This window comes from Streptomyces sp. NPDC040622 (assembly GCF_055593965.1).
Genome location: NZ_JBVIXD010000006.1, coordinates 37617 through 64465, shown reverse-complemented (window position 1 = coordinate 64465; position 26849 = coordinate 37617). Strand labels below are relative to the sequence as shown.

Genomic DNA, 26849 nt, shown 5'->3' with positions numbered 1-26849 from the left:
GTGGGACCGGATCCGACCTGGTCGGGCGATCCTTCGCCCTGCTCAAGCAGCGGCCGGGCCCGGCCACGCGGTTCGACGAGCGCGCGATCGTCCACCGCTCGGCCGCGACCCTCGGCACGGTGCCGGTCCGGGCTCGCGGGTGACGACTGTGACGACTGTGACGATCATGTTCTAGGGCTCGACGACCGCTTCCTGGGCCGCGGCGGTGTCCCCCGCCACGAGTGCCGCGTCCAGCGGCACGTTGCGCTTGATGAGGCCCAGCGCGATCGGGCCGAGCTCGTGGTGGCGCACGGCCGTGGTCACGAAGCCGAGCTTGCGCCCCTCGGGGCCCTCGCTCGCCAGGTGCAGCGGCGTGCCGGGCACCGGCAGGTGCACCTCGCTGCCGTCCAGGTGCAGGAAGACCAGGCGGCGCGGCGGCTTCCCGAGGTTCTGGACGCGGGCGACCGTCTCCTGACCGCGGTAGCAGCCCTTCTGCAGGTGCACCGCGGTGCCGAGCCAGCCCAGCTCGTGCGGGATGGTGCGGTGGTCGGTCTCGAAGCCGAGGCGCGGCCGGTGGGCCTCCACGCGCAGCGCCTCGTACGCGAGGAGTCCGGCGGCCGGGGCGTTGGCGGCGGCGTACGTCTCCAGGTCCGCCCGCGGCAGGAACAGGTCGCGGCCGTGGGCGGTCTCGCGCACGACGACGCCGTCCGGCACCGGGGCGATGGAGCCGGCCGGCAGGTGCACGACGGCGAACTCCTCGGTGCGGTCGGCCACTTCGACCCGGTAGAAGAACTTCATGCTCTCCAGGTACGCGATGAGCGTGTCCTGCGTGCCGGGCTCGACGTGCAGCCAGACCGTCTCGCCGTCGTCGACGAGGTACATGGCGTGCTCGATGTGGCCGTTGGCGGAGAGGATCAGCGCCTCGGTGGCCCGGCCCGTCGGCAGCTCGCTGACGTGCTGGGTGATGAGCAGGTGCAGCCAGCTCAGCCGGTCGGAGCCGGTGACGGTGATGACGCCGCGGTGCGAGAGGTCGACGAATCCGGTGCCGTCGGCGAGGGCGCGCTGCTCACGGAACAGTTCGCCGTAGTGGGCGGCGACGCCTTCGTCCACGCCCTCGGCGGGGACGGCGCCGGGCAGGGACAACAGGGGGCTCTTCATGTTCACAAAGACTACGACCAGTGGGGCGCCGCTTTTATTTCTGGTCGGCGGGACCGTCCGTGCCGGATTCGGCGCTCTCCGCCTTTTTCCGGCACTTCTCGCACTGTCCGAAGATCGCGAAGTGCTTCAGGTCGGTGTCGAAGCCGAAGGTGTCGCGCAGCTTGCCGGTGAAGTCCGCGGCGATCTCGGTGCCGGCCTCGATGACGTCGGTGCAGTCCCGGCAGACGAGGTGGATGTGGTGGTGCCGGTCCGCCAGGTGGTACGTCGGGGCGCCGTGCCCGAGGTGGGCGTGGCTGACCAGGCCCAGCTCCTCCAGGAGCTCCAGGGTGCGGTAGACCGTGGAAATGTTGACCCCCGACGCCGTCCTGCGCACTTCGCAGAGGATGTCGTCGGGGGTCGCGTGTTCCAGGGTGTCGACGGCTTCGAGGACAAGCTGACGCTGCGGCGTCAGCCGGTAACCGCGCTGACGCAGGTCGCTCTTCCAGTCGGAGTCGGTGCTCGCCACACCCAGAAGTCTAGGACCACTTCGGGAAAGCGGGTCTACTTGGGCGAGCGGGTCTACTTGAAGAAGGCGATGCCGTCGTCCGGCAGGTCACCGAGGTTGCGCGCCATGGCGGCGACGTCCTCCGGGGAGACGACCTTCTTCAGCTGGGCGGACATGTACGGGCGCAGCGGGACCTCGGGGGTCTGCTTCTCGCCGACCCACATCAGGTCGCCCTTCACGTAGCCGTACAGACGCTTGCCGCCGGTGTAGGGGCCGGAGGCGGCGGTGCGCGCCACGGCGTCCGTGACCAGGTCGATCTGCGGCTTCTGGTCGGCCAGCTCGCCGTACCAGACCTCGACGACACCGTCGTCGCGGACCATCACGACCTCGACCTTGCGGTCCTTGTCGATGCGCCAGAAGCCGGACTCGGACTCCAGCGGCTTGACCTTGTTGCCCTCGGCGTCGAGCACCCAGGTGTACGAGCGGTACTCGATGAAGTCCCGCCCGTCGTGCGTGAAGGAGACCTCCTGGCCGAAGTTCGCCTTCTCGGCGCCGGGGAAGTCGGTGACGCCCGCGCCCGCCCAGTTGCCGAGGAGGAAGGCGAGGGGGACGAGGTCGGGGTTCAGGTCGGACGGAATCTCGATCATGGGAAGCTCAGGCGATCTGTGGAGGTCGGGGTGGGGGTCGTCAGCGCTGGCCCTGGTACAGCTTCTTCACGGTCAGCCCGGCGAAGGCGAGAACGCCGACGCAGACGAGAACCAGCAGGGCGGAGAAGAAGGCCTCAAGCACGGGGTGCTCCTCGGTGAGCGGTGGGGCAGGTATCAGAGCCGGTCCCACTGTAGTCGGGGTGCGGCCGTCCCTCTCTGTGAGGTCGCCCCCTCGGGGGACGGGCCCGGTGGGCGCGGGCCTACGATGCGGCCATGGCGAAGAAGCTCGTGATCAAGGTGACCGCCGGGGCCGACGCCCCCGAGCGCTGCTCGCAGGCCTTCACGGTGGCGGCCGTGGCCGTGGCCAGCGGGGTCGAGGTGTCGCTCTGGCTGACCGGTGAATCGGCGTGGTTCGCGCTGCCGGGGCGGGCCGCGGAGTTCGGGCTGCCGCACGCCGCTCCCCTGCCCGACCTGCTCGACTCGATCGTGGCGGGCGGTCTGGTCACCCTCTGTACGCAGTGCGCGGCCCGCCGCGACATCACGGAGAAGGACGTCATCGAGGGCGTGCGGATCGCCGGGGCGCAGGTGTTCGTGCAGGAGGCCATGACGGACGGCGTCCAGGCGCTCGTCTACTGATCACCTGGCAGGTCCCGGGGGAGGTCGCGGAGACGGCACCCCCTAGGGGCGCCGGCGCCGCTTCCCGTCCAGCTCGTCCCACCAGTCGTCCGACGTGGCGTCCCCGCTGGGGTCGTCCCACCAGCGGTCCTCGGGGCCGCGCCGGTTCGCGACGATGGCGGCGAGCGGCGGGATCACCATCGCCACGACGCACATGCCGACGGCGACGGGGATCGACCAGAGCCGCACGACGCCCCACGCCAGGACGAACAGTGCGATGCACGTGCCCATCATGGCGAAGTACCAATGGCGCCTTCGTGCGTACATACGTCCAGCGTAGGACGGAACGAACCGGAGGGCCGCACCCCGTTCCAGTGGCGTCCAACCCCCTGGGGTGCGGCCCTCCGGCCGTCCGTCGCGCGGCGGCGTGCTCAGACCGCGATCGCGACCTCCGCGAGACCGCCGGTCCGGGCGACGACCGTACGGTCCGCCGTCCCGCCGGGGATCAGCGCGCGAACGGTCCACGTGCCCTCGGCCGCGTAGAAGCGGAACTGACCGGTCGCCGAGGTCGGGACCTCCGCGGTGAACTCGCCGGTCGAGTCGAGGAGGCGCACGTAACCGGTGACGGGCTCGCCGTCGCGGGTCACGTGGCCCTGGATCGTGGTCTCACCGGGCTTGATCGTCGAAGCGTCGGGGCCGCCGGCCTTTGCTCCACACATACGTACTCCTAGGGGATGAAAGGGCGGTCGTGCTTACTTGTTGGCGCCGAGCTCGATCGGGACGCCGACGAGCGAGCCGTACTCGGTCCAGGAGCCGTCGTAGTTCTTGACGTTGGTCTGGCCGAGCAGCTCGTGCAGGACGAACCAGGTCAGGGCCGAACGCTCACCGATGCGGCAGTACGCGATGGTGTCCTTGGCGAGGTCGACCTGCTCGTCCTCGTAGAGGGCCTTGAGCTCCTCGTCGGACTTGAAGGTGCCGTCGTCGTTGGCGTTCTTCGACCACGGGATGTTGCGGGCGCTCGGCACGTGGCCGGGGCGCTGCGACTGCTCCTGCGGGAGGTGGGCCGGGGCGAGCAGCTTGCCGCTGAACTCGTCGGGCGAGCGCACGTCGACCAGGTTCTGCGCGCCGATGGCGGAGACGACGTCGTCGCGGAACGCGCGGATCGAGGTGTCCTGCGCCTTCGCCTTGTAGTCGGTGGCGGGGCGGGCCGGGACCTCGGCGCCGTCGACCAGGTCGCGGGAGTCGAGCTCCCACTTCTTGCGGCCGCCGTCGAGGAGCTTCACGTCCTGGTGACCGTAGAGCTTGAAATACCAGAAGGCGTACGAGGCGAACCAGTTGTTGTTGCCGCCGTAGAGGACGACGGTGGAGTCGTTCGCGATGCCCTTGGCCGAGAGGAGCTTCTCGAAGCCCTCCTGGTCGATGAAGTCGCGCCGGACCGGGTCCTGGAGGTCCTTGGTCCAGTCGATGCGGATCGCGTTCTTGATGTGGTTCTTGTCGTACGCGGAGGTGTCCTCGTCGACCTCGACGATGACGACCTTCGGGTCCTCGATGTGGGCCTCGACCCAGTCGGCGTCTACCAGGACGTCGCTGCGGCTCATGCTTCTCTCCTCCGGGGCAGTTGCGGCGGTGCATAGGGGCGTGCGCGGTACGGGTGGTGCGGGGAGGCACGGCTGCGTACGGCGGCACGGGGAGGCCCTGACGGATGGCGTCGACAGGCCTGGGGGGAATACGGGAGGACGTCCCGTCAGAAGGTGCGACAGAGCATGGCGGCGACGCGGCACAGGTCCACTGCCCGCCGCTTCGTGAGGTCCGCCTGTCGGTGCATGGGTCCGATCGTAGGGACGGAGGGGCGGCCGTGTCACCGGCGCTCCGTATGGTGAGACACGATCGTCCACGATATGAGAATCGTTGAAGTCCGGGGCCGCCCCGGCGGGGCCCCGGGCCCGGTGTCGCCCCCGTCACATCCGTCCGCCGGACGACTTCGTCTCGTACTGCGGACTCGGGGTCGCGAGGACCGCTCAGCCGGCCAGCCGCACCTGGGAGCCGGTCACCGACATGTCCACGCCGTCGGGTGCCGCCTCGACCTTCTCCAGCTTGATGCCGGCGGGCAGCTCGTCGATCTTCTGCTCGAAGTCGGTGACGTCCCGTGCCATCCCCTCGGGGAGCGGGATGGAGACGCCGAGGACCTGGAGGTTCTTCGGGATCCGGTCGGCGTGCACCTTGATGGTGTCGCCCTCGACACGGACCGAGCTGAGCACGTGGACGGGCTTGGGCAGCTTCGCGCCGCCCTTGCTGACCTCGATCTCGACCTTGATCTTGCCGTTGCCGCCGTCGGAGAGGCCGACCACCTTGCCGGTGGCGCCCAGCGGCAGCTCGACGGGCTCGGCCTTGCTGGCCTTCAGGAGCTCGTCGTAGGTGACGCGCGCGGTGCCCGACGCGGTCGCGGCGGTCGCGGAGCTGTAGTCGCCGGAGAACTTCACGCCCTTCATGTGGGCCTCCAGGTCGGCGATGCGGATCGAGTCGGAGCCGGACCTGGCGTCGTAGTTCTTGATGCCGACCTCCACGTCGTCGAGCTCACCGCCCGCGACCTGGGTGAGGAAGGGGAAGCCCTTGATGGAGACGTCGGGCGTCTCGCTCAGCCCCTCGCTGGTGCGCATCTTGTCCGCCGCCTCGCCCTCGGCGAAGTTCACGGCGAGTCGGTCGGCCGCCACGAAGAGTCCCCCGAGGATCACGACGACGATCAGAAGTATGCGTACGGCTCGCTTGCTCATGTCCGGCGTTCCCCCACCTTGTCCCCCGTCCCAACTGTTCCTGCGGCGAGCCTAAAGGACAGGTCCCCGGCCGCAGAGCTCGGCCGGGGACCTGTCGATCAGCTGTGACGAACGCCGGCAGCCGGGACGGTGGCTCAGCCGATGGCGCGGCCCAGCACGTAGACGACGGGGGCCGCGGCGGCGAGCGGCAGCGCGACGCCCGCCGTCATGTGCACGAAGCGCGACGGGTAGTCGTAGGCGGCCACCCGGTGCCCGACCAGCGCGCAGACACCGGCGCCGAGGGCCAGCAGCGCGCCCTTGCTGCCGTAGTCCGTCATGCCGCCCACGGCGACGCCGGAACCGGCGGCCGCGAGCAGCGCCACGACCACGGAGGCGGGCGTGGGCAGCGGCAGCGCGCGGGCGAGGATCGCGACGGCGACGGCGATGCCGCCCACCGTCGCGGCGTCGGACGCGGCCGCGAGGTGCCCGGCCGCGACGATCGCGAGCGCGGACGAGGCGACCGTGGCCATGAGCCCGTACATCCGCTCGTCGGCGCTCGCGTGGCTGCGCAGCTGCAGCACGAGGACGAGCAGCACCCACACGCCGAGGGTGCCGAGGATGGCGGCGGGCCCGTTCTCCTTGCCGACGACCAGCAGCGCGGCGTCCGCGACGACACCGCCGAGGAAGGCGAGGGCGATGCCCTGGCGCGCGGGCCACATGCCGTTGAGCCGGAACCAGCCGGCGGCGGTCACGGCCTGCAGGAGCACCAGCGGTACGAGCAGCGCGTACTGCCCGACGGCGGCGCCCGCGGCGATCAGCAGTCCGAGCAGCGCGGTCAGCGCGGCGGGCTGCATCCCCGGTTCTATGATCGGCGACCGCCCTTCGGCGCGGGCCCGCTGGGCGTCGGTGACGCGGGGGTTGCCGGTGGTGGTGGCGCGTCCGTACGACGGGTTCTCGCCGGGGGACGCCCCGGACTCATCGGCGCGGGGCGCGTCGGCGGGGCGCGGGGCGGGTGTGGGCGGCTCGGGCCGCCGCGGCTCGGGCTGCTGGGCGGAGTCCTCCGGGGGCAGCGGCTGCCCGTACGCGGCGTTCGCGCCCTGCACGGGCAGGTACGCCGTCTCCGTCACGTCCACCGCGGCGACGGGCCGGTGCACCTGCGTCTCCCAGGTCTGCCCCTGCCACTGCTGGGTGTACTGGTCCTGCGCGTACTGCTGCGGCTCGGCGTAGTACTGCTGGGGCTGCGCGTACGGCTGCTGGTCCTGGGCGTAGGCCTGCTGGTCCCCCTGCCGGGGGTGGGCCTGCTGCTGGGGCTCGGCGTAGTACGGCTGCTGGTGCTGCTGCGGGTACCCGTGCTGCTGCGAATGGGCCTGCTGGCCCGGGTACCCCTGCTGCTGGTCCGGGTACCCCTGCTGCTGGCCCCCGTACTGCTGCTGCGGGTCCTGGTACTGCTGCTGCTGCGGGTCCTGGTACTGACGGCCCGGCTGCTGCTGCCCGGGGTACTGGTCCGGGTACGGCTCGTACCCGTCGTACCCCTCGTATCCCTCGTAGGGCTGATTGGACATGGCGCTCATCCTCCTGCGAACGGCGGGAGCACCTCGACCGTGCCGCCCTCGGCCAGCCGTACGGTCTCATGCCGCCGGGTTCCGACGGGGTCGCCGTCGACGAGGAAGGAGCAGCGCTGCAGGACCCGGACCAGTTCTCCGGGATGCCGCTCGCGGGCGGCGTCCAGCGCCTCGGCGAGCGTCGCCGCCGCGTACGGCTCCTCCGCGATGCCCGCGGCCGCCTTGGCAGCGGCCCAGTAACGAATGGTGCCGTTCACCATGCGACTCCCCTTTCAGTCGGCGGTTGCCGACGTCCATGATGCCGTGGCCCACGCGCCGATCCGCGCGATCAGCTCGTCGGTGGCCGCGTGCTCCGCGTGCCCCATGCCCTCTTCCAGCCACAACCGGGCCCCGCCGGCGGCCGCGGCCGCGAGCATCCGCGGGTGGTCGAGCGGGAAGTACGGGTCGCGGTCGCCGTGCACGATGAGCAAGGGCGTCGGGGCGATGAGCGGGACGGATTCGACCGGCGAGAGGGGGACGGGGTCCCACTCGTGCGGGTGGATTCTCGTGCGCAGCCCGAGACGCCCGACCGCGCGGCCCGCGGGCCGCGTGACCACCCAGTGCAGCCGCCGCATCGGCGCCGTTCCCCGGTAGAACCAGCGCGCCGGGGCGCTCACCGCGACCACCGCGTCGGTCCGCGCTTCCGTGCGCCCCCTGTGCAACGCCGCGTGCCGCAGCACGACGGAACCGCCCATCGAGAAACCGACGGTCACCACGTGTACGTAGCCGAGCGAGCGCGCCCACTCCACCGCCGCCGCCAGGTCGAGCACCTCGCGGTCGCCGACCGTGGAGCGCCCGCCGGAGGCGCCGTGCCCCCGGAACGAGAACGTGATCACGCCCGCACGCTGGGCCAGGACGCCCGCGATCCGGCGTACGTGCGGCCGCGAGAGGCCGCCCGAGAAGCCGTGCGCGAGGACGATCGCGACCTCCCCCGCCGGGTCGGGCCCGGGGTCGTGGACGGCCTCGACGGCCACCTGGTCGTGTGTACGCAGCGTGGCGCGCTGTTGAACGTGACGCTGACCGCGAGTGATCGGCGGCACAGAAGATCGCGCCTCTCGACCTGCCGGACCGGAACTCATGTGGGCTATTCTGCTGGGCAGAGGATCCGGGCAGCGCAGCCCCCGGGTCCTTTCGTGCTTTCCGGAGCGGTCAATTCCGACCGCATCGTGAGACACGGCGGTGCGGCTCCCAGGGCGCGGAAGCCGCGGCGCGGAGATAGAACGCAGTACGAAGCAGTGCCACATACGTCCTCGCAGGGACCGAGGAGGAACCGACGTAATGGGCGAGCGAAACGTGCACGATCGAAGGACGAGCAGGACCACCCGGGCAGGTGGGGCGCGATGAGTTCTCTGCTGCTCCTGACCAACGCCCTCCAGCCGTCGACGGAGGTGCTCCCCGCTCTCGGCCTGCTCCTTCACAACGTGCGCGTCGCCCCGGCGGAGGGGCCCGCTCTCGTCGACACCCCCGGCGCCGACGTCATCCTCGTCGACGGCCGCCGCGACCTCCCGCAGGTGCGCAGCCTCTGTCAGCTGCTGCGCTCCACGGGCCCCGGCTGTCCACTGATCCTCGTCGTGACGGAGGGCGGCCTCGCGGCCGTCACCGCCGACTGGGGCATCGACGACGTGCTCCTCGACACGGCGGGCCCCGCCGAGGTCGAGGCACGGCTGCGGCTCGCGATGGGCCGCCAGCAGATCACCTGCGACGACTCCCCCATGGAGATCCGCAACGGCGATCTCTCCGTGGACGAGGCGACGTACAGCGCGAAGCTGAAGGGCCGGGTCCTGGACCTGACCTTCAAGGAGTTCGAGCTGATCAAGTACCTGGCGCAGCACCCGGGCCGGGTCTTCACCCGCGCCCAGCTGCTCCAGGAGGTGTGGGGCTACGACTACTTCGGCGGCACCCGGACCGTCGACGTCCACGTGCGGCGCCTGCGGGCGAAGCTCGGCGTCGAGCACGAGTCGCTGATCGGCACCGTCCGCAACGTCGGCTACCGCTTCGTCACGCCCGAGAAGGTCGAGCGGGCCGCCGACGGCGAGAAGGCGAAGGCCGCGACCCCGCGGGCCGAGGGCGAAGGCGGCGGGAGGCCGGCTCCCGCCCCGGGCACCGCGGACCGCCCCGGTGCGCAGGCCGCCCGGGACGCCGGGACGTCCGCTGCGAAGGAAGCCGCCGTACGGCCTGCCCAGCGGTAGTTCCATCCGCGTAGACTCCGCGCGTGGCCAAGGTGACTCGGGATGATGTGGCGCGACTGGCGGGTACTTCGACCGCGGTCGTCAGTTACGTCATCAACAACGGACCCAGGCCGGTCGCCCCGGCCACGCGCGAGCGGGTACTCGCAGCGATCAAGGAGCTGGGCTACCGGCCCGACCGGGTTGCCCAGGCCATGGCCTCGCGGCGCACGGACCTCATAGGCATGATCGTGCCGGACGCGCGCCAGCCCTTCTTCGCGGAGATGACGCACGCCGTCGAACAGGCCGCGTCCGAGCGCGGAAAGATGGTCCTGGTCGGCAACTCCGACTACGTGGAGGAGCGCGAGACGCACTACCTCCGCGCCTTCCTCGGCATGCGGGTCTCCGGTCTCATCCTCGTCAGCCACGGCCTGACCGACCAGGCGGCCGCGGAGATCGACGCGTGGGACGCCCGGGTGGTGCTGCTGCACGAGCGGCCCGAGGCCATCGACGACGTCGCGGTCGTCACCGACGACGTCGGCGGCGCGCAGCTCGCCACCCGGCACCTCCTGGAGCACGGCCACGCGTACGTCGCCTGTGTCGGCGGCACCGCGGACACCCCGACCGTCGGCGACCCCGTCTCCGACCACGTCGAGGGCTGGCGGCGTGCGATGCGGGAGGCGGGACGGTCGGTCGAGGGCCGCCTCTTCGAGGCCCCGTACAACCGCTACGACGCCTACCAGGTCGGCCTGGAGCTCCTGGCCCGCCCGGACCGGCCCACCGCGATCTTCTGCTCCACGGACGACCAGGCGATCGGCATCCTGCGGGCGGCGCGCGAGCTCCGGCTCGACGTGCCGGGCCAGCTGGCCGTCGCCGGCTTCGACGACGTCAAGGAGGCGGGTCTGACGGATCCGCCGCTGACGACGGTGGCCTCGGACCGGCCCGCGATGGCCCGCGCCGCGGTGGACCTGGTCCTCGACGACGGGCTGCGGGTGGCGGGTTCGCGCCGCGAGCGCCTGAAGCTGTTCCCGTCCCGGCTGGTCGTGCGCCAGTCCTGCGGCTGCCAGTAGCCGCCGCGGGCCCCGGATCCGGGACCGTCCGCCCCTGGCCTTTATAAGGGGCATACGCACTTCTGCCGGGCTTCTCAGGACGTACTCAGGCAGCTCTCATGTACGGCCGACAGGCTCATAGTCATGACCGAGACCTTCCGCCACAGCGGCGAGTACCCCCAGCAGCAGTCGTCAGCGCCTGTGCACCACGGCGGTACGCAGGGCGCGTACGCGCACGGCGTGTACCCGCCCCCGCCCGCTCACGCGCCGGAAGCACCTCAGGGGCCCGTGCCCCGGCGCCGCCGCGCCAGGGGGCCCGCGGCCCTGCTCGCCGCCGTCGCCATCGCGGCGGCCGCGGTGGGCGGCGGCACCGCGTACGCCGTGCAGACGCTCACCGACCGGGACGGCGGCTCGTCCGCCACCAGTACGGACGTCGTGCCGACGAGCAAGAGGGGGACCGTCGCCGGGGTCGCCGAGGCGGTCAGCCCCAGCATCGTCGAGATCAGCGCCACCACCGGGCAGGGCAAGTCCACCGGATCCGGCGTGATCACCAAGAGCGACGGCGAGATCATCACCAACAACCACGTCGTCGCCGGCGCCTCCTCCATCAAGGTGCGGACGAACGACGGCAAGACGTACAGCGCCGAGGTCGTCGGCACCGACAGCAAGAAGGACCTCGCGCTCATCCAGCTGAAGGGCGCCGCCGGGCTCAAGCCCGCGACCCTCGGCAACTCAGACAACGTCAAGGTCGGCGACGAGGTCGTCGCCATCGGCTCCCCCGAGGGCCTCACCGGCACCGTCACCAGCGGCATCGTCTCCGCGCTCGACCGCGACGTCACCGTGGCCACCGGCGACGGCCAGGAGCAGCAGCAGAACCCGCAGGGCGGCTGGCCCTTCGAGTACGGCGGGCAGCAGTTCAACGGCGACACCGGCTCCTCGAAGACCACGTACAAGGCGCTGCAGACCGACGCCTCGCTCAACCCCGGCAACTCCGGCGGCGCCCTCATCGACATGAACGGCAACATCGTCGGCATCAACTCGGCGATGTACTCGCCCAGTTCGTCGGGGAGCCAGGGCACCGGCGAGACCGCGTCGGGCAGCATCGGCCTCGGCTTCGCCATACCGATCGACGCCGTCAAGGACGACCTCGGCAAGCTCCGCTCCGGCTCCAAGACCTGATCACCCGCTTCCGTACCCCAGAGCTCCCGAACTACTGAACTCCTGACCTACTGAACTACCGAGCGCATCCCCGTACGACCCCAGGAGGCCGCCATGGCCGGCACCACCTTCACCAGCGTCACCGTCAACCGCGCCCGGCACGCGCTGGCCGTCACCGTCGGCTGGGGCAGGCCGGACACCGATCCGGCCGGCACAGGCCTCCCGCTCGACGTGGCGCGGGAGCTGCACGGCGCGCAGGCGGCGCGCGCCCCCGAGGTGGCGGCGCCCGCCACGAACGCCCGCTCCGCCGCGCGCCGCACCGCCCGCGGCCGCGTGCGAGGCTGATACCGGCCCCGTCCGACCCGTACCCGAGGAAGTCCGAAGCCCATGAGCCCCGCCGAAGGCGACCGCACCGGTGACCGCGAACAGCAGCGCATCCTGATCGTGGACGACGAACCCGCCGTGCGGGAGGCGCTGCGGCGCAGTCTCGCCTTCGAGGGGTACGGCACGGAGGTCGCCGTCGACGGCGCCGACGCGCTGGAGAAGGCCGCGGCGTACCGCCCCGACCTGGTCGTCCTCGACATCCAGATGCCCCGCATGGACGGCCTCACCGCCGCGCGCAGGCTCCGCGCCACCGGATCGACCACCCCGATCCTGATGCTGACCGCGCGCGACACCGTCGGCGACCGCGTCACGGGACTCGACGCGGGCGCCGACGACTACCTGGTCAAGCCCTTCGAGCTGGACGAGCTGTTCGCCCGCATCCGGGCACTGCTGCGCCGCAGTTCGTATGCCCCCGAGGCCGGGCAGGCCGAGGAGGGGGACACCCTCGCCTTCGCCGACCTGCGGATGGACCTGGCGACGCGCGAGGTCACGCGGGGCCCGCGGACGGTCGAGCTGACCCGCACGGAGTTCACCCTCCTGGAGATGTTCCTCGCGCACCCGCGCCAGGTCCTCACCCGCGAGCAGATCCTCAAGGCGGTCTGGGGCTTCGACTTCGAGCCGACCTCCAACTCCCTCGACGTGTACGTCATGTACCTGCGCCGCAAGACGGAGGCGGGCGGCGAGCCGCGCCTGGTGCACACGGTGCGGGGCGTCGGATACGTGCTGCGGGGCGGCGAGTGAACGCGATCGTCCGGCGGTTCCGCGGCCTCCCGCTGCGCTCGCGACTCGCCCTGCTGGTGGCGACGGCGGTCGCGGTCGCGGTCGCGGCGGCTGCGGTGACCTGCTGGTTCGTGGTGCGCGACACGTTGACGGAGTCGCTGGACGACGCGCTGAGCGGCAAGCGGCCCAAGCCGGGCCAGGTGATCCAGCAGATCGACATCGACGCCGTGGCGCGCAACGCGAAGTGTCTGCGCGAGATCCCCGGCCGCGACAACCCGGACCTGTACAACCAGACCATCCAGGTCGTCGCGAAGAACGGTACGAACTGCGTGATCCTGGGCCGTCAGTCGGTCGGGGTCACCGACGCGGACACCGCCGTGGCCAAGCGCGAGCAGAAGGCGACGTTCCACGACACCACCGCGGACGACGGCGAGAAGTACCGCGTCTACACCTACCCGTTGGACGAGTACCCCGAGCTCCAGCTCGCCGTCTCCGTCGCCCGCCCGCTCAGCGAGGTCGACGACACCCTCGACAACCTCACCCTGATCCTCCTCTTCGTCGCCGGCATCGGCGTCCTCGGCGCCGGCGTGGCCGGCCTCTGGGTCGCGCGCACCGGACTGCGGCCCGTGGACCGGCTCACCGAGGCCGTCGAACACGTCGCCCGCACGGAGGACCTGAACCTCCGCATCCCCGTCGAGGGCGACGACGAGATCGCCCGCCTGTCGGAGTCCTTCAACTCCATGACCGCCTCGCTGGCCTCCTCGCGCGACCTGCAGCAGCAGCTGATCGCCGACGCGGGCCACGAACTGCGCACCCCGCTGACGTCCCTGCGCACGAACATCGAGCTGCTCGCCCGCAGCGAGGAGACGGGCCGGGCCATCCCGCCCGACGACCGCAAGGCGCTGCTCTCCTCGGTCACCGCGCAGATGACCGAACTGGCCGTGCTCATCGGCGACCTGCAGGAACTCTCGCGGCCGGACTCCGGCGACGCGGGCGGCAAGGTCCAGGTGCTCGCCCTGCACGACCTCACCAGGACGGCGATCGAGCGGGCCCGGCTGCGCGGCCCCGAGCTGACGATCACCGCCGACCTCGCGCCCTGGTACGTACGCGCGGAGCCGCCCGCGCTGGAACGGGCCGTCGTCAACATCCTCGACAACGCGGTGAAGTTCAGCCCGCCGCACGGCCGGGTGGAGGTCACGCTCGACCGGGGCCACCTGACGGTGCGGGACCACGGCCCCGGCATCCCCGCGGACGAACTCCCGCACGTCTTCGACCGGTTCTGGCGCTCCCCGACCGCACGCTCCCTGCCCGGTTCGGGCCTCGGCCTGTCGATCGTGGCGCGCACGGTGCAGCAGTGCGGCGGCGAGGTGGCCCTGCGGGCGGCGGAGGGCGGCGGCACGGAGGCGTCGATGCGGTTGCCGGGGGCGCCGACGCCGCCGCCGCAGACGCCTTCTTCCTGAACCCGCCCGGTCCTCGACCGCGTCATGAAGCCGGCGTGGCCGCCGCCCCGGCAGCCGCCCCGGCCTACTTCCCGATCCCGATCCCGGAGCCGGCGATCCGGACCCGGATGCCCTCCTTCTGCACCGTCACGTCCTTGAGCGACATCGTTCCCTCGCCCGGCAGCTTCGGCAGTTGGAAGGCGAGGGTGAGACGGTCGGCGAGGACGGGGCGGGTGAGCTGGGAGAGGCCGTTCAGGAGGGCGGGGTCCAGGCCGAGCTTCTTGAGGAGCTCGGGGTGGCCCATCGCCACGTCGATGAGGTTCAGGCCCATCACGTCGTCCACGAACTTCGCCGAGCCGGTGAGTTCGTCGAGCCTGGTATCGCTCTTCAGGGCCCCGCGCACCACGTCGTCGGGGACGCCGAGCCGCTGGACGATCGCCGGGACGGAGAGCAGCGCCTTCGCCTTCGCGGTCTCCTTCGCGACGCGGTCGGCGGAGCTCTTCGACAGGTGCAGGCCCTCCTTCTCGCGCGTGCCGGGACGGTACGTCGCCAGGTCGCCGAGCTGCAGGCTCATGCCGCCGATGTCGGTGGAGATGCCACGGTCGCCGTTGCGCTGGATGCGGGCGTCGGCGCGCACCTTCAGGTCGTGGCCCGCGACGGGCAGCGTGCCGCGCGCGAGGACCTGGTCGCGGCCGTTGCCGGTGAAGGTGACCTGGGAAGCGCCCAGTTCACGGTTGAGGTCCTCGAAGGAGAGCAGCACCTCGCCGTTCATCTCGCCGATGCTGGCGCCCTTGATGGAGGTGGGCCCGTCGCCGTTGATCGTGACGTTCGTGGCGGTCGCGGAGACCTTGGCGAGCGAGACCCGGTCGGCCGCGACGTCGGGGACGGTCACCTTGACCTTGTCGACGCGCTTGTCGAAGACCTGGGTGAGGAAGGGGAACCCCTCGATGTCGACCTCGGGCGCCGCGCTCAGGTTCATCTGGTCCTTGAGCTTGTCCGCGGCCTCGTGCTCGGCGTAGAGCAGCGCCCAGCGGTCACCGAGCGCGAGGAAGGCGGCGGCGACGAGGACGGCGACCAGGGCCTTCGCGGCGATCGGCAGCCCCGCGAACCGGGTGCGGCGGCGGCTGCCGCGCCGGTGGTTCGGCGGCGTCCAGGGAACGTCGGCGCCCGGTTCGTCCTTCTCCTCGTGGAGGAACTCCTCCAGCGGGCTCGGGGCGAGGGCGCCCAGCTCGTCGTACGGATTGGTGTACGAGGAGACCGGCAGCCGGGCGGTGTCGTTCCTGGTGCCGTTCTCGTGGTCGTCGTGGTCGTCGCGTGGGGCATCCGCAGGACGCGTGGCTATGCGGTGGGGGGAACGCATCAGGTGATCCCACCATACGTTCACACCCCACCCCAAGCCTTACACCCGGTAACACCCGGTTTGGGCCGCTTCTTTAACGCGCTGTTTTCACGGCACGCCATCCTGTGGCCATGCGTCGGCCAGCTGCGTGACGAGCTACCGCACGCCCTGCTTCACGACCGTGATGCGGTCCGCCTTCGGGGGCGTGATGGGCTTGTCCGCCGAGGAGTTGGCGGTCAGGTAGTCGTTGAACGCCTTCAGGTCGTCGCTGCCGACCAGCGGCTTCGTCCCCTTGCCCAGCTCGGCGAAGCCGTCGCCACCGCCCGCGAGGAAGGAGTTCATCGCGACGCGGTAGGTGGCCGCCGGGTCGATCGCCTTGCCGTTCAGCTTGATGGAGCCGGCGACGACGCGGTCCGCGCCCGACTTGGTCATGTCCAGCGTGTACGTCAGCCCGTCGGAGACCTGAAGGATCTTCGGCGCGGCCTCGTTCGACCCGCTGACCTGCTGCTTCAGACCGGTGACGAGCTGCGCGCCGGTCAGGTCGACCAGGTTGACGGTGTTGCTGAACGGCTGCACGGTGAACGCCTCGCCGTACGTGACGACTCCGTCGCCCTCACCGCCGCTCGCCTTGTGGACGATGTCGGAGCGGATGCCGCCCGGGTTCATCAGCGCCAGATCGGCCTCGGGGTCGAGGGACTTGGCGTGCGCGAGCTGCGCGTCGGAGATGAGGTCGCCGAGCGGCGACTCGGGGGTGCCGGCGCCGCGGCCGGGGATGTCCGCCGAGATGTAGCCGACGGGCTTGTTGGCGACGGGCGCGGCCAGCTTGTCCCAGCGCGAGATGAGCGAGGTCATGTCGGGCGCCTTGGCCTGCTCACGGCTGACCACGTGGTTCGCGGACTTCACGCTGGTGCGCACGATGTCCTTGGTCTTGCGGTCGTACGTGAGCGTGGTGTCCGTGTAGAGCTTCCCGAAGGAGGACGCCGAGGTCACCATGCGGGGCTTGCCCGCCGGATCGGGGATCGTGCAGACGTACGCGTTGTGCGTGTGCCCGGTGACGAGCGCGTCGACCTTGGGCGTGATGCCCTTGGCGATGGCGGTGATCGGCCCGGAGATGCCGTCGCCGGCCCCCGGGGAGTCACAGTCGTAGTTGTACGCCTGGCTCGCCGGGGCGCCGCCCTCGTGGATGAGGGTGACGATCGACTTCACGCCCTGCTTGTCGAGGATCTTCGCGTACTTGTTGACGCTCTCGATCTCGTCGTGGAACTTGAGCCCCTTGACGCCGTCGGCGGAGACGATGTCGGGGGTGCCTTCGAGCGTCACACCGATGAAGCCGACCTTGACGCCCTTGTGCTTCCACACCCAGTAGGGCTTGAGCAGCGGCTTCCCGGTCTTCTCTTTCGTGACGTTGGCGGTGAGATACGGGTAGTCCGCCCCCTCGAACCGCTTCCCCTCCCCCTTCTTGTCCTTCTCGAAGCAGCCGTCCTTGGGGTGGCAGCCACCGTTCTGCATCCGGGCCAGCTCCGTGGCCCCCTCGTCGAACTCGTGGTTGCCGACGCTCGAGACGTCCAGGTCGAGCTTGTTCATCGCCTCGACGGTGGGCTCGTCGTGGAAGAGCCCGGAGAGGAGCGGGCTGGCACCTATGAGATCGCCGGCGGCCGCGGTGACGCTGTAGGGGTGCGCCTTGCGGGCGTTGCGCAGCGAGGTGGCGAGGTACTCGACGCCGCCTGCGTCGATCTTCTTCTCGCTCCCGTCGGCCTGCTTCTCCGTGACCTGCCCCGAGGACCCGGCCGGTGCCTGCAGGTTCCCGTGGAAATCGTTGAAGGACAGCAACTGCACATCGACGGTGCGCTTCTTGCCGCCCTTGCCCCCGCCCGCCCGGTCCTGCCCGGCGTCGGCGGGAAGCGCGGCGGCCAGCGCGCCGACGGTGGCGAGCGAGGCGGCCGCGACGAGCACGCGATAGGCGCGGCGTCGGGGCCGGCGCGGCTGGGGTGTGGCTGACACGTGTCCCCCTGGGGATGGTGTGAGACGACTGGGACGGCAGACCTGCCGCCCCGCAGCCTAAAGTCAACGCGCGTAGCGCGACAGAGGGTTGCCGGTTACATCCTGGTTGCCGTCAGGGGCGAAACGAGCGAGCAGCACGCCTCACAGCCCGCCCGGCACTTGAGGACGAGCGCGCCGCACGACACCCCACCACGCCCCGCACCCGAAGAGCGAGCAGCACGCCTCACAGCCCGTCCGGCGCTTGAGGACGAGCGCACAGCGCGACATGAAGCCCGTCCGGCGCTTGAGGACGAGCGCGCAGCGCGACACCCCACCACACCCCGGAAGCAGACGAACCCCCAAAACCCCCCAATCCCCCCACCCCCCAAGGCGCCCCGCCAGACTACGCTCGGGGGCATGACAGACGACCGCCCCGCCGAGGCACCCCCCGCCGCCGCCCAGCTCCGGACCATCGACACCCTCGCCGAGCTCACCTCCGCGCAGGCCGACGCGGTCCTCGCGCTGCTCGCCGAGGCCGCCCGCACGGACGGCCAGCAGGCGGTGTCCGAGCAGGGGCGGCTGCAGCTGAGGGGCGGCGCCCGCGACGGCGTCCGGCACCTGCTGCTGAGTGTCGGCGACGACCTCGTCGGCTACGCGCAGCTGGAGGACACCGACCCCGTGGAGGCGCCCGCCGCCGAACTGGTCGTGCACCCCGCGCGCCGCGGCCACGGGCACGGCAGGGCGCTCGGCACGGCACTGCTCGCCGAGTCGGGGCGCCGGCTGCGCGTCTGGGCGCACGGCGGCCACTCGGCGGCCCGGCACCTCGCGCAGGTGCTCGGCCTCGCCCTCTTCCGTGAACTGCGCCAGATGCGGCGCCCGTTGGCGGACCTCGACCTGCCCGACCCCTCCCTCCCCGAGGGCGTCACCCTCCGCACCTTCGTGCCCGGCCAGGACGACGCGGCCTGGCTCGCGGTGAACGCCGAGGCCTTCGCGCACCACCCCGAGCAGGGCTCCCTCACCCAGCGCGACCTGGACGACCGCAAGGCCGAGCCGTGGTTCGACCCGGCGGGCTTCTTCCTCGCGGAGAAGGACGGCGCGATCGTCGGCTTCCACTGGACGAAGGTGCATGCCGAGGAAGGGCTCGGCGAGGTGTACGTGGTGGGCGTACGGCCCGGCGCCCAGGGCGGCGGCCTCGGCAAGGCCCTGACCACCACCGGTCTGCGCCACCTCGCGGCGGCGGGCCTGCCGACCGCGATGCTGTACGTGGACGCGGACAACAAGGCGGCCGTGAGCGTCTACGAGCGCCTCGGCTTCGTCACGCACGAGACGGACCTGATGTACCGCACGGAGTCCTGAGCGCCGGCCGCCACCTCCCTTCCACCGCACCGCACCGCACGACGGAGGGCGTGACGTTCCCGCGGGAACGTCACGCCCTCTTCGTACACCCGAGGCCTCGCACAGCCGGCCTCGCACACCCGCGCCCTCGTCCGGACGCGGCCCGGGTTCGGCCTACTTGGCCCCGGCCGGCGTCAGGCACAGGGAGAACTGCACCCGGCCGCGGCGCGTCTGCTCGTAGCGCGACCGCCCCGGCTCGCACTCGCGCTCCTGCGTGCCGGCCACCTTGTACTCGGCCTTGGCGTCACCGCAGTCGACGACCTCCATGTCGGGTTCGTCGTCGGACCCCTCGTTCTGGACGCAGTCGCCCACCTGGGCCGCCGCGGGCTGCCGGGCCGTGTCGCTGTCGGGCCCCGTGGTGTTGCCTCGGCTGGTGTACATCCAGACGCCGGCGATGACGGCCGCGATGACCAGGACCGCCACCTTCATCAGGGGCGAGAGGCCGTTGAAGGCGCCGCCGCCACCGCCCGCCGGGAAGTGCCGCGACGGCCCGGACGGCCGGTCCTGCTGGAACGTGGACAAGGCAATACCCCCGCATTTCGTGCGTGTTCACGTCAATTTTCGGCGGCAGACGCTACAAGATCGCGACCCCGGCACCGAACCCGCCCCCGCGGCTCCCCGAAACCCCCGCCGCACGCCCCTCTTGACTGCGCACCCCCTCTTGCACCACCCTTTCACTACTCAATTAGTGAAAGGGTGGTGCAAGGCAGTGGTCGAATACCGCATCGACCGACGCAGCGGCGTCGCCACGTACCTCCAGATCGTCCAGCAGACCCAGCAGGCCCTGCGCCTGGGCCTGCTGGAGCCCGGCGACAAGCTGCCGACGGCCCGCGAGGTGGTCGAGGCCACGGCCATCAACCCGAACACGGTCCTGAAGGCCTACCGCGAGCTGGAGCGCGAGGGGCTGGTCGAGGCCCGGCGCGGCCTCGGCACGTTCGTCCGGCGGACGCTGGGCAGCGCACCGGCCCACTCGCCGCTGCGGGGGGAGCTCGCCGAGTGGGCCGCGCGGGCCCGGCGGGCGGGTCTGGAGAAGGACGACGTGACCGCGCTCTTCCACGCCGTACTGGAAGAGCAGTTCACCGAGCAGCACACCGAACCGCACGGCGCGCGGCACGCCCACGCGCAGGGAACCAGGGCGCAGGGCACCAAGACGCAGGGAACCAAGGGGGATTCCGCATGACCGACACCGCCATCGAGGCGTCCGCGCTGACCAAACGCTACGGACGGCGGCGCACCGCCCTGAACGACTGCGCGTTCCGCCTGCCCACCGGACGCGTCTGCGCGGTCGTCGGCCCGAACGGCGCCGGCAAGTCGACCCTGCTGGCCCTGGCCGCGGGCCTCGACCGGCCCACCGGCGGCACCCTCACCGTGCTCGGCACCGAGCCCGGTCAGGCCCGTCCCCGTATCGCCTACGTCGCCCAGGACAAGCCGCTCCACCCGCACCTGACCATCGCGGACACGCTGCGTCTCGGCGCCGAACTCAACCCGGACCGCTGGGACATGGACATCGCCGAGCGGGTCGTGAACGGTGGCGGGCTCGACGCGAAGGCCCGTGTCCGTACGCTCTCCGGCGGCCAGCGCACCCGCGTCGCGCTCGCCCTCGCGCTCGGCAAGCGCGCCGAACTGCTGCTCCTGGACGAGCCGATGGCCGACCTGGACCCCCTCGCCCGGCACGAGCTGATGGGCACGCTCATGGCCGAGGCCGCCGAGCACGGCACGACCGTCGTGATGTCCTCGCACATCGTCACCGAACTCGCCGACTCCTGCGACCACTTGCTGCTCGTGTCCGGGGGCCGGATCCGCCTCGGCGGCGGCATCGACGACCTGATCGGCGCGCACCGTCTGGTCACCGGGCGCGGGTCCGCCGGCCGTCTCCACCCGCACACGGTCGTCGAGTCCCGTGCCACCGGCCGCGGTGTCACGGCCCTGATCCGCACCGAGGGCCCGGTCGGCGACGACTGGGACACCCAAGAGCCTTCCCTGGAGGAGCTGTTGCTCGCCCATCTGCGCACTCCGGACACCGCGCCGCTGCTGACACCGGGCACCGCCCCCGTCGCCCCGGCGGTGACCGCGTGACCACGTTGACGAGCGCACCCGCGCCCACGCCCGCCGAGTCGCGGGGCCGCCGCACCGCCCTCTCCCTGCCCGGGCCCTGCCGTGCGGTCCTGCGCCAACACCGAACGGCCCTGTGGATCACGGTCGCGCTGTTCGCGCTCGCCGCCGCGGCGCTGATCGCCGACCGTCTGTGGGTCTCCCACGCGGCCGACGTCTTCGCCGCCTCCGACTGCTCGATCCGGCACACCACAAGGGAGTGCGGCGCCTCGGTCCGCGGCTACCTCGATGCCGAGCGGCAGTTCGACCGCATCCTCGACTACCTGGGCATGGGCCTGCTCGCGCTGCCCTGTCTGATCGGGGCGTTCGTCGCGGGGCCGCTCATCGGGCGGGAGCTGGAGACCGGCACGTACAAACTCGGCTGGACCCAGTCGCTCACCCCGGCCCGCTGGCTCGCCGACCGCCTCGTCGTGTGCGCCGCGCTCGTGGTCACCGGGACGACCCTGCTCGTCGCCGTCCAGCGCTGGGCCTGGACGACCGGGCCGGAGCACGCGTACACCAGGGCCCCCTGGTACGAGCGGGCGATGTACGGCTCGGTGGGCCCGGTCGCCCTGGCGTACGCCCTGCTCGGCCTCGCCGTCGGAGCGCTCGCCGGGATGCTTCTGCGCCGCACGGCGGCCGCGGTCGGCGCCGCGGTGGCCGTCACCGCGGCCGCGGTCGTCACGATGCCGCTGATCAGGCCCCGACTGTGGCCGACCGAGACGGGCAACTGGGCCGTGAACGGCCCGGTCACGGTCCCGGACTTCGCCCACGAGGTGGAATGGGGCCTGCTCACCGCCGACGGCAGGCGGATCCCGGAGTCGCGGTGCTGGGTGGCGGAGGTCGAGCGGTGCTTCGCCGACAACCACGTCACGGGCCGATACGGCGAGTTCCACCCCCCGTCGCACTTCTGGCCCCTCCAGCTCGTGGAGACCGGCATCATCCTGGTCCTCGCGGCCGCCGCGGCCTGCCTCGCGTTCCGCGTCCTGCGCCGCCGCGCGGCCTGAACCAGTGGTCCGGCCCCGGCCGGAACCCTGCGACCGGCCACGACCCCCGGGCGGTGGACGCCCGGGGGTCGTCGGCCGATGTCCCGCACGTCATGTCGCCGTAACCGGCGATTCAGACAGGCTTGCGACGCTCACTGAATGCAGCCCGCCGTGCCCGACCCCTCCCCGCAGAACGGGAAGCTCCGCCTCGCTCCCGCGCTCTCCGACGCGCCCATCGGCGTGCCCGCGCGGAAGAATGGGGACATGAGCCAGCCGAACACGCAAGGTACGGTCCAGCACGCCCAGCCCTCCGTAGGCTCGATCGCCGCACACCGGCCGCACACCATCGCCGCCACCGTCTCCGACCTCGACCCCGACATCGACGCCGATCTCGACGCGTACGACGAGGACGCCCAGGTCGGGCACGACGGCGCCGAGCTGCCGCAGGGCCGTTTCCTGGACCGGGAGCGCAGCTGGCTCGCCTTCAACGAACGGGTGCTCGAACTCGCCGAGGACCCCCACACGCCCCTCCTGGAGCGGGCGAACTTCCTGGCGATCTTCGCCTCGAACCTGGACGAGTTCTTCATGGTCCGGGTGGCCGGCCTCAAGCGCCGCATCGCGACCGGGGTCGCCACCCGTTCGGCCTCCGGCCTGCAGCCCCGCGAGGTCCTCGAACTGATCTGGAACCGCTCCCGCGAGCTCATGGCCCGGCACGCCGCCTGCTACCAGGACGACGTCGCCCCCGGCCTCGCCGACGAGGGCATCCACCTGGTGCGCTGGCACGAGCTGACCGAGAAGGAGCAGTCCCGGCTCTTCACGCTCTTCCGGCAGCAGATCTTCCCCGTCCTGACCCCGCTGGCCGTGGACCCCGCGCACCCCTTCCCGTACATCTCGGGGCTCTCCCTGAACCTCGCCGTGGTCGTGCGGAACCCGGTCTCGGGCCATCAGCACTTCGCCCGTGTGAAGGTTCCTCCGCTGCTCTCCCGCTTCCTTGAGGCCTCCCCGCAGCGGTACGTCCCCATCGAGGACGTCATCGCCGCGCCCGCACACCTCCAGGAGCTCTTCCCGGGCATGGAGATCCAGGAGCACCACATGTTCCGGCTCACCAGGAACGAGGACCTGGAGGTCGAGGAGGACGACGCCGAGAACCTGCTCCAGGCCCTGGAGAAGGAGCTCATGCGGCGCCGCTTCGGCCCGCCCGTGCGCCTGGAGGTCGAGGAGTCCATCGCCCCGAACGTCCTCAGCCTGCTGGTGCGCGAGCTGAAGATCAGCGAGGCCGAGGTGTACCCGCTGCCGGGCCCGCTCGACCTCACCGGCCTCTTCAGCATCGCCAAGCTGGACAGGCCCGAGCTGAAGTACCCCAAGTTCGTGGCGGGCACCCACCGCGACCTCGCCGAGGTCGAGTCGGCGTCCGCCCCCGACATCTTCGCTGCCCTTCGCGAACGCGACGTACTGCTGCACCACCCGTACGACTCGTTCTCCACGTCCGTGCAGGCGTTCCTCGAGCAGGCGGCGGCCGACCCCGACGTCCTCGCCATCAAGCAGACGCTGTACCGCACCTCGGGCGACTCCCCCATAGTCGACGCGCTCATCGACGCCGCCGAGTCCGGCAAGCAGGTCCTCGTCCTCGTCGAGATCAAGGCCCGCTTCGACGAGCAGGCCAACATCAAGTGGGCGCGCAAGCTGGAGGAGGCCGGCTGTCACGTGGTCTACGGCCTGGTCGGCCTGAAGACCCACTGCAAGCTCTCCCTCGTCGTGCGCCAGGAGGGCGACACCCTCGTCCGCTACTCGCACGTGGGCACCGGCAACTACCACCCCAAGACCGCCCGCCTCTACGAGGACCTGGGCCTGCTCACCTCCAACCAGGAGGTCGGCGCGGACCTCTCCGACCTCTTCAACCGGCTCTCCGGCTACTCCCGCAGGGAGACCTACCGCCGCCTCCTGGTGGCCCCCAAGTCCCTGCGCGACGGCCTCGTCTCGCGCATCAACAAGGAGACGCAGCACCACAGGGCGGGCCGCCCCGCCCACGTCCGCATCAAGGTCAATTCGATGGTGGACGAGGCGGTCATCGACGCGCTGTACCGCGCGTCGCAGGCGGGCGTCGAGGTGGACGTGTGGGTGCGCGGCATCTGCGCGGTGCGCCCCGGCGTCGCGGGGCTCTCGGAGAACATCCGGGTGCGCTCCGTCCTCGGCCGCTTCCTGGAGCACTCCCGCGTCTTCGCCTTCGGCAACGGCGGCGAACCGGAGGTGTGGATCGGCAGCGCCGACATGATGCACCGCAATCTCGACCGCCGTATCGAGGCGCTGGTCAGGGTCCAGGACCCGGCGCACCGGGCGGCCCTCAGCCGGCTCCTGGAGACCGGCATGTCGGACACCACCGCCTCCTGGCACCTGGGCGCGGACGGCAGCTGGACCCGCCACTCGGTGGACCCGGAAGGCCAGCCCCTGCGGAACGTACAGGAGATGCTCATAGACGCCCGGAGGCGCCGGCGTGGCACAGCAACACCATGAGATGACGGGTACGGGCACGGGTTCCGCGGGCGAGGCCCTCACGGCCTACCTGCAGGACCAGGCCACCGGGTTCCTCCGCTCGCTGCGGCTGCACCGCGAGTCCACGGCGGACGCGCAGGGCGCCGAGGAGGCTCTCGCCGCGGCCCGCTCCCTGCGCGGCGCGGCCCGCCGCATCGGCGGCACCCTGCACACCTTCCGCCCGCTCCTCGACGCGGAGTGGGCCACCTCGCTCCGCCCCGAACTGGCGTGGCTCTCGGGCACGTTGGGCCAGGAGTACGCGTACGAGTCGCGGCTCGCCCGCCTCCTGGAGGCGCTGCACCGCCTGTCGGGCCCGGCACCGGTACCCGGCCCGAGCGAGGAGCCACGGGCGGCCGCGGCCGATGTCGCCGCCGCGGGCAGGCACTCCGTACGGCGGCCGGGGGCTCCCCTGCCGGAGCGGGGCCGAGGACTCGGGGACGGCTGGGCACAGCCCACAGACACCCGCCCGAGCGGCGGCGCCCCGCGCGGCCTGACCGTGGGCGCGGCCAAGGCGGCGGCCCTGCTGGAGCGCCAGCTGACGCTCGCCAGGACGCGCGCCCACTCCGCCGCCCTCCAGGCCTTCGGTTCCTCCCGCTTCCACGCGGTGGCGGACAACGTCGCCGTCCTGGCGAGCGACGTCCCGCTGAGCGGCGCCACGGAGGACCTCAAGCCCGGTGCGGAGCGGGCGGAGTCGGCCCTCGCCGAAGCGGTCGCCGCCCTCCCCCTCGGTCAGGCGGGCCACCCCTACAACGCGGGCGCGCTCGTCCACGGCCTCGCGTCGGACACCGCCCCGGACGCCCAGGACGCCCCCTGGCTCAAGGTCCGCTCCCTGCTGCGCCTGCACCGGTACGCCCAGGAGGTCCTCCTGGGCGTACCCCCCGAGCCCCGCATCGCGGACGCGAGCCACGCCCTGAACGTCCACCGCGAGGCGGCCGCGGCCGCGGCCGCCGCCGCCCAGGCGGCCCGCACCCCGCGGATCGCCCCGGCCACGGCGTACGCGCTGGGCGTGCTCCACGCCGACCAGCGCCACGAGGTCGAGGCGGCACGGTTCGCGTTCCAGCGGGCATGGCTGTACGAGGAGGCGAGGACACGGTGACGTACAGGGAGGGCACCCGCGGCGAGGGGACCACCGTCCGGGCGGCGGGCTGCGTCCTGTGGCGCCCGGCGCCCTCGGCCGTGGGCGGCATCGAGCTCGCGCTGGTCTTCCGGCCCAAGTGGGAGGACTGGTCCCACCCCAAGGGCAAGCTCAAGCGCGCGGAGTCCGCGGCCGACGCGGCACGGCGCGAAGTGCTCGAAGAGACCGGCATGCGGTGCGAGCTCGGCGCGGAGCTGCCCACCGCGCACTACCGGGACGCGCACGGGCATCCGAAGGAAGTGCGGTACTGGGCGGCCGAGGCGGTCTCCGGCACCTTCGCCCCCAACTCCGAGGTGTCCCGGCTGCGGTGGCTGGACCCCGAGGCTGCCCGCCGTCGCCTGACCCGGCCGCGGGACGCCGAACTCGTCACCGAACTGCTCGCCGTGCTCCACCCGGCGGAAGGTGACCGCTAGCCGGTCACGCCGGGACGGTCACCTGTGGCCGGTCACGTTTCTCCGCCGCGTTCCGTCATCGCCATGACAGCAGCGCGAAGGCCCGAGGTCTTGAGGAGACAGCGATGGAAACAACGACGAACGCAGCGGTGGGCACACGTCCGGTCACGGCGGAGATCCCGATGGTCCCGCGGATGCCCGAGGACCCCGCGGAGCTCGTCCCCGAGCTCGCGGACGTGTCGGCGGCCCTGTTCCGGGCCGTCGGCAACGGTTCGATACCGCGCTCCACGATCAGCCTGGTCCAGCTCCGGGCGGGCCAGATCGTCGCCAGCACGTACCTGACCGTCCTGCACACGGGATTCCTGCGCAAGGCCGGGGAGTCGGAGGAGCGGATCACCTCGGTGTCCTCGTGGCAGGACTCGCCGTACTTCACCGGCCCCGAACGGGCGGCGCTGGCGCTCGTGGAGGCGGTGCTCCAGCCGCCCGCGCGCGGCGAGCGGGTCTCCGACGAGCTGTACGCGCGGGCCGCCGAGCACTACGGGCCCAAGGCGCTCGCCACCCTGATCTTCGCGATCGGGCAGGTCGGCTTCTTCACCCCGGTGGCACTCATCGCCAAGCCGGTGCCGGGCCGGTCGTTCACCGACCCGTGGAAGTGAGCGGGCCCGGACGAGGACCGCGTACGACACGTACGACAGCACGTACGCGACGACGTACGAACTGAGGGCCGTACCCGGCCGCCACGGCGGGTACGGCCCTCAGCCGTGCGAGCGCGCCGCGGCGCGCGCACATCCGTCACGCACGCCGTCGCGCCCGGCACTCCCGGCAGAACTCCAGGCCCGTCCAGACGGCCACC

At 71.8% G+C, this 26849-nt stretch carries 29 protein-coding genes; 15 read left to right on the top strand and 14 right to left on the bottom strand.

Going from position 1 to position 26849, the window contains the following annotated elements; translation table 11 throughout:
* Positions 1–171 precede the first annotated feature (171 nt).
* The 3 genes from ygfZ to ACZ592_RS18005 are packed head-to-tail and all read right to left on the bottom strand — an operon-like array spanning position 172 to position 2268.
* Complete coding sequence (gene ygfZ, locus ACZ592_RS18015) at positions 172–1137, bottom strand: CAF17-like 4Fe-4S cluster assembly/insertion protein YgfZ (protein ID WP_471582540.1); 966 nt, start codon at positions 1135–1137, stop codon at positions 172–174.
* 34 nt (positions 1138–1171) lie between these two features.
* Positions 1172–1642 (bottom strand): Fur family transcriptional regulator, encoded by a 471-nt coding sequence (locus tag ACZ592_RS18010; protein ID WP_471582539.1) that lies wholly within the window; start codon positions 1640–1642, stop codon positions 1172–1174.
* A 53-nt stretch (positions 1643–1695) separates the two neighbouring features.
* On the bottom strand, positions 1696–2268 hold the full coding sequence (locus ACZ592_RS18005) for a heme-binding beta-barrel domain-containing protein (RefSeq protein ID WP_361171267.1): 573 nt from the start codon (positions 2266–2268) through the stop codon (positions 1696–1698).
* A gap of 273 nt (positions 2269–2541) precedes the next feature.
* Here ACZ592_RS18005 and ACZ592_RS18000 point away from each other — a divergent pair, with 273 nt between their 5' ends.
* Entirely contained in the window at positions 2542–2904 is a 363-nt protein-coding gene (locus tag ACZ592_RS18000; protein WP_471582538.1) for a DsrE family protein, read from the top strand.
* 42 nt (positions 2905–2946) lie between these two features.
* Here ACZ592_RS18000 and ACZ592_RS17995 read toward each other — a convergent pair whose 3' ends face one another.
* The 8 genes from ACZ592_RS17995 to ACZ592_RS17960 form a co-directional block, all read right to left on the bottom strand.
* Positions 2947–3210, bottom strand: a complete 264-nt coding sequence (locus tag ACZ592_RS17995) for a DUF3099 domain-containing protein (RefSeq protein WP_471582537.1) — start codon at positions 3208–3210, stop codon at positions 2947–2949.
* Between the two features lie 104 nt (positions 3211–3314).
* Positions 3315–3602 (bottom strand): DUF1416 domain-containing protein, encoded by a 288-nt coding sequence (locus tag ACZ592_RS17990; protein ID WP_471582536.1) that lies wholly within the window; start codon positions 3600–3602, stop codon positions 3315–3317.
* Between the two features lie 33 nt (positions 3603–3635).
* The gene (locus tag ACZ592_RS17985; protein WP_471582535.1) at positions 3636–4481 is read right to left on the bottom strand and encodes a sulfurtransferase; all 846 of its coding nucleotides are present in this window, start codon (positions 4479–4481) and stop codon (positions 3636–3638) included.
* Between the two features lie 146 nt (positions 4482–4627).
* Positions 4628–4708, bottom strand: a complete 81-nt coding sequence (locus ACZ592_RS17980; protein WP_350893136.1) for a putative leader peptide — start codon at positions 4706–4708, stop codon at positions 4628–4630.
* A gap of 193 nt (positions 4709–4901) precedes the next feature.
* Positions 4902–5654 carry an LmeA family phospholipid-binding protein gene (locus ACZ592_RS17975; protein ID WP_471582534.1) on the bottom strand — a complete coding sequence of 251 codons (753 nt, stop codon included), beginning with the start codon at positions 5652–5654 and terminating at the stop codon, positions 4902–4904.
* Between the two features lie 134 nt (positions 5655–5788).
* Positions 5789–7195, bottom strand: coding sequence for a hypothetical protein (locus ACZ592_RS17970; RefSeq protein WP_471582533.1), 1407 nt, complete (start codon positions 7193–7195; stop codon positions 5789–5791).
* A gap of 5 nt (positions 7196–7200) precedes the next feature.
* Positions 7201–7455, bottom strand: a complete 255-nt coding sequence (locus ACZ592_RS17965; protein ID WP_471582532.1) for a MoaD/ThiS family protein — start codon at positions 7453–7455, stop codon at positions 7201–7203.
* Positions 7456–7467: 12 nt separating this feature from the next.
* The gene (locus tag ACZ592_RS17960) at positions 7468–8313 is read right to left on the bottom strand and encodes an alpha/beta hydrolase (protein ID WP_471582531.1); all 846 of its coding nucleotides are present in this window, start codon (positions 8311–8313) and stop codon (positions 7468–7470) included.
* A 261-nt stretch (positions 8314–8574) separates the two neighbouring features.
* Between ACZ592_RS17960 and ACZ592_RS17955 the strand changes: the two genes are divergently transcribed.
* The 6 genes from ACZ592_RS17955 to ACZ592_RS17930 all read left to right on the top strand — a co-directional run bounded on the left by ACZ592_RS17955 (position 8575) and on the right by ACZ592_RS17930 (position 14170).
* Entirely contained in the window at positions 8575–9423 is an 849-nt protein-coding gene (locus ACZ592_RS17955; protein WP_471582530.1) for a response regulator transcription factor, read from the top strand.
* Between the two features lie 23 nt (positions 9424–9446).
* Complete coding sequence (locus ACZ592_RS17950; RefSeq protein WP_471582529.1) at positions 9447–10469, top strand: LacI family DNA-binding transcriptional regulator; 1023 nt, start codon at positions 9447–9449, stop codon at positions 10467–10469.
* Positions 10470–10592: 123 nt separating this feature from the next.
* Positions 10593–11627: a S1C family serine protease gene (locus ACZ592_RS17945; protein ID WP_471582528.1), complete on the top strand. Its 1035-nt coding sequence runs from the start codon at positions 10593–10595 to the stop codon at positions 11625–11627.
* 93 nt (positions 11628–11720) lie between these two features.
* Positions 11721–11951 (top strand): hypothetical protein, encoded by a 231-nt coding sequence (locus tag ACZ592_RS17940; RefSeq protein WP_471582527.1) that lies wholly within the window; start codon positions 11721–11723, stop codon positions 11949–11951.
* A 42-nt stretch (positions 11952–11993) separates the two neighbouring features.
* Positions 11994–12731, top strand: a complete 738-nt coding sequence (locus ACZ592_RS17935; protein WP_471582526.1) for a response regulator transcription factor — start codon at positions 11994–11996, stop codon at positions 12729–12731.
* A complete protein-coding gene (locus ACZ592_RS17930; protein ID WP_471582525.1) occupies positions 12728–14170 on the top strand; it encodes a sensor histidine kinase in 1443 nt (480 codons plus the stop codon). Before ACZ592_RS17935 ends, ACZ592_RS17930 begins: the two co-directional genes overlap by 4 nt.
* Positions 14171–14234: 64 nt before the next feature.
* Here ACZ592_RS17930 and ACZ592_RS17925 read toward each other — a convergent pair whose 3' ends face one another.
* Positions 14235–15509: an LmeA family phospholipid-binding protein gene (locus ACZ592_RS17925; protein ID WP_471582524.1), complete on the bottom strand. Its 1275-nt coding sequence runs from the start codon at positions 15507–15509 to the stop codon at positions 14235–14237.
* A 135-nt stretch (positions 15510–15644) separates the two neighbouring features.
* Positions 15645–17489, bottom strand: coding sequence for a bifunctional metallophosphatase/5'-nucleotidase (locus ACZ592_RS17920; RefSeq protein ID WP_471582523.1), 1845 nt, complete (start codon positions 17487–17489; stop codon positions 15645–15647).
* 396 nt (positions 17490–17885) lie between these two features.
* On the opposite strand from ACZ592_RS17920, the gene mshD reads away from it, so the two are divergent.
* Positions 17886–18824 carry a mycothiol synthase gene (gene mshD / locus ACZ592_RS17915; RefSeq protein ID WP_471582522.1) on the top strand — a complete coding sequence of 313 codons (939 nt, stop codon included), beginning with the start codon at positions 17886–17888 and terminating at the stop codon, positions 18822–18824.
* Positions 18825–18977: 153 nt separating this feature from the next.
* Here mshD and ACZ592_RS17910 read toward each other — a convergent pair whose 3' ends face one another.
* Positions 18978–19385, bottom strand: a complete 408-nt coding sequence (locus tag ACZ592_RS17910) for an LppU/SCO3897 family protein (protein ID WP_471582521.1) — start codon at positions 19383–19385, stop codon at positions 18978–18980.
* Positions 19386–19572: 187 nt separating this feature from the next.
* Between ACZ592_RS17910 and ACZ592_RS17905 the strand changes: the two genes are divergently transcribed.
* The 7 genes from ACZ592_RS17905 (at position 19573) to ACZ592_RS17875 (ending at position 26652) form a co-directional block, all read left to right on the top strand.
* Positions 19573–20043, top strand: a complete 471-nt coding sequence (locus tag ACZ592_RS17905) for a GntR family transcriptional regulator (protein WP_471582520.1) — start codon at positions 19573–19575, stop codon at positions 20041–20043.
* On the top strand, positions 20040–20939 hold the full coding sequence (locus ACZ592_RS17900; protein ID WP_471582519.1) for an ABC transporter ATP-binding protein: 900 nt from the start codon (positions 20040–20042) through the stop codon (positions 20937–20939). Before ACZ592_RS17905 ends, ACZ592_RS17900 begins: the two co-directional genes overlap by 4 nt.
* Entirely contained in the window at positions 20936–21961 is a 1026-nt protein-coding gene (locus ACZ592_RS17895; protein ID WP_471582518.1) for a hypothetical protein, read from the top strand. Before ACZ592_RS17900 ends, ACZ592_RS17895 begins: the two co-directional genes overlap by 4 nt.
* A gap of 138 nt (positions 21962–22099) precedes the next feature.
* Positions 22100–24451: an RNA degradosome polyphosphate kinase gene (locus tag ACZ592_RS17890; protein WP_471582517.1), complete on the top strand. Its 2352-nt coding sequence runs from the start codon at positions 22100–22102 to the stop codon at positions 24449–24451.
* Positions 24432–25565: a CHAD domain-containing protein gene (locus tag ACZ592_RS17885; RefSeq protein WP_471582516.1), complete on the top strand. Its 1134-nt coding sequence runs from the start codon at positions 24432–24434 to the stop codon at positions 25563–25565. The genes ACZ592_RS17890 and ACZ592_RS17885 overlap by 20 nt, the downstream gene beginning before the upstream one ends.
* Complete coding sequence (locus ACZ592_RS17880) at positions 25535–26017, top strand: NUDIX hydrolase (protein ID WP_471582515.1); 483 nt, start codon at positions 25535–25537, stop codon at positions 26015–26017. Before ACZ592_RS17885 ends, ACZ592_RS17880 begins: the two co-directional genes overlap by 31 nt.
* A 104-nt stretch (positions 26018–26121) precedes the next feature.
* Positions 26122–26652 carry a carboxymuconolactone decarboxylase family protein gene (locus ACZ592_RS17875; RefSeq protein WP_471582514.1) on the top strand — a complete coding sequence of 177 codons (531 nt, stop codon included), beginning with the start codon at positions 26122–26124 and terminating at the stop codon, positions 26650–26652.
* Positions 26653–26849: the final 197 nt, after the last annotated feature.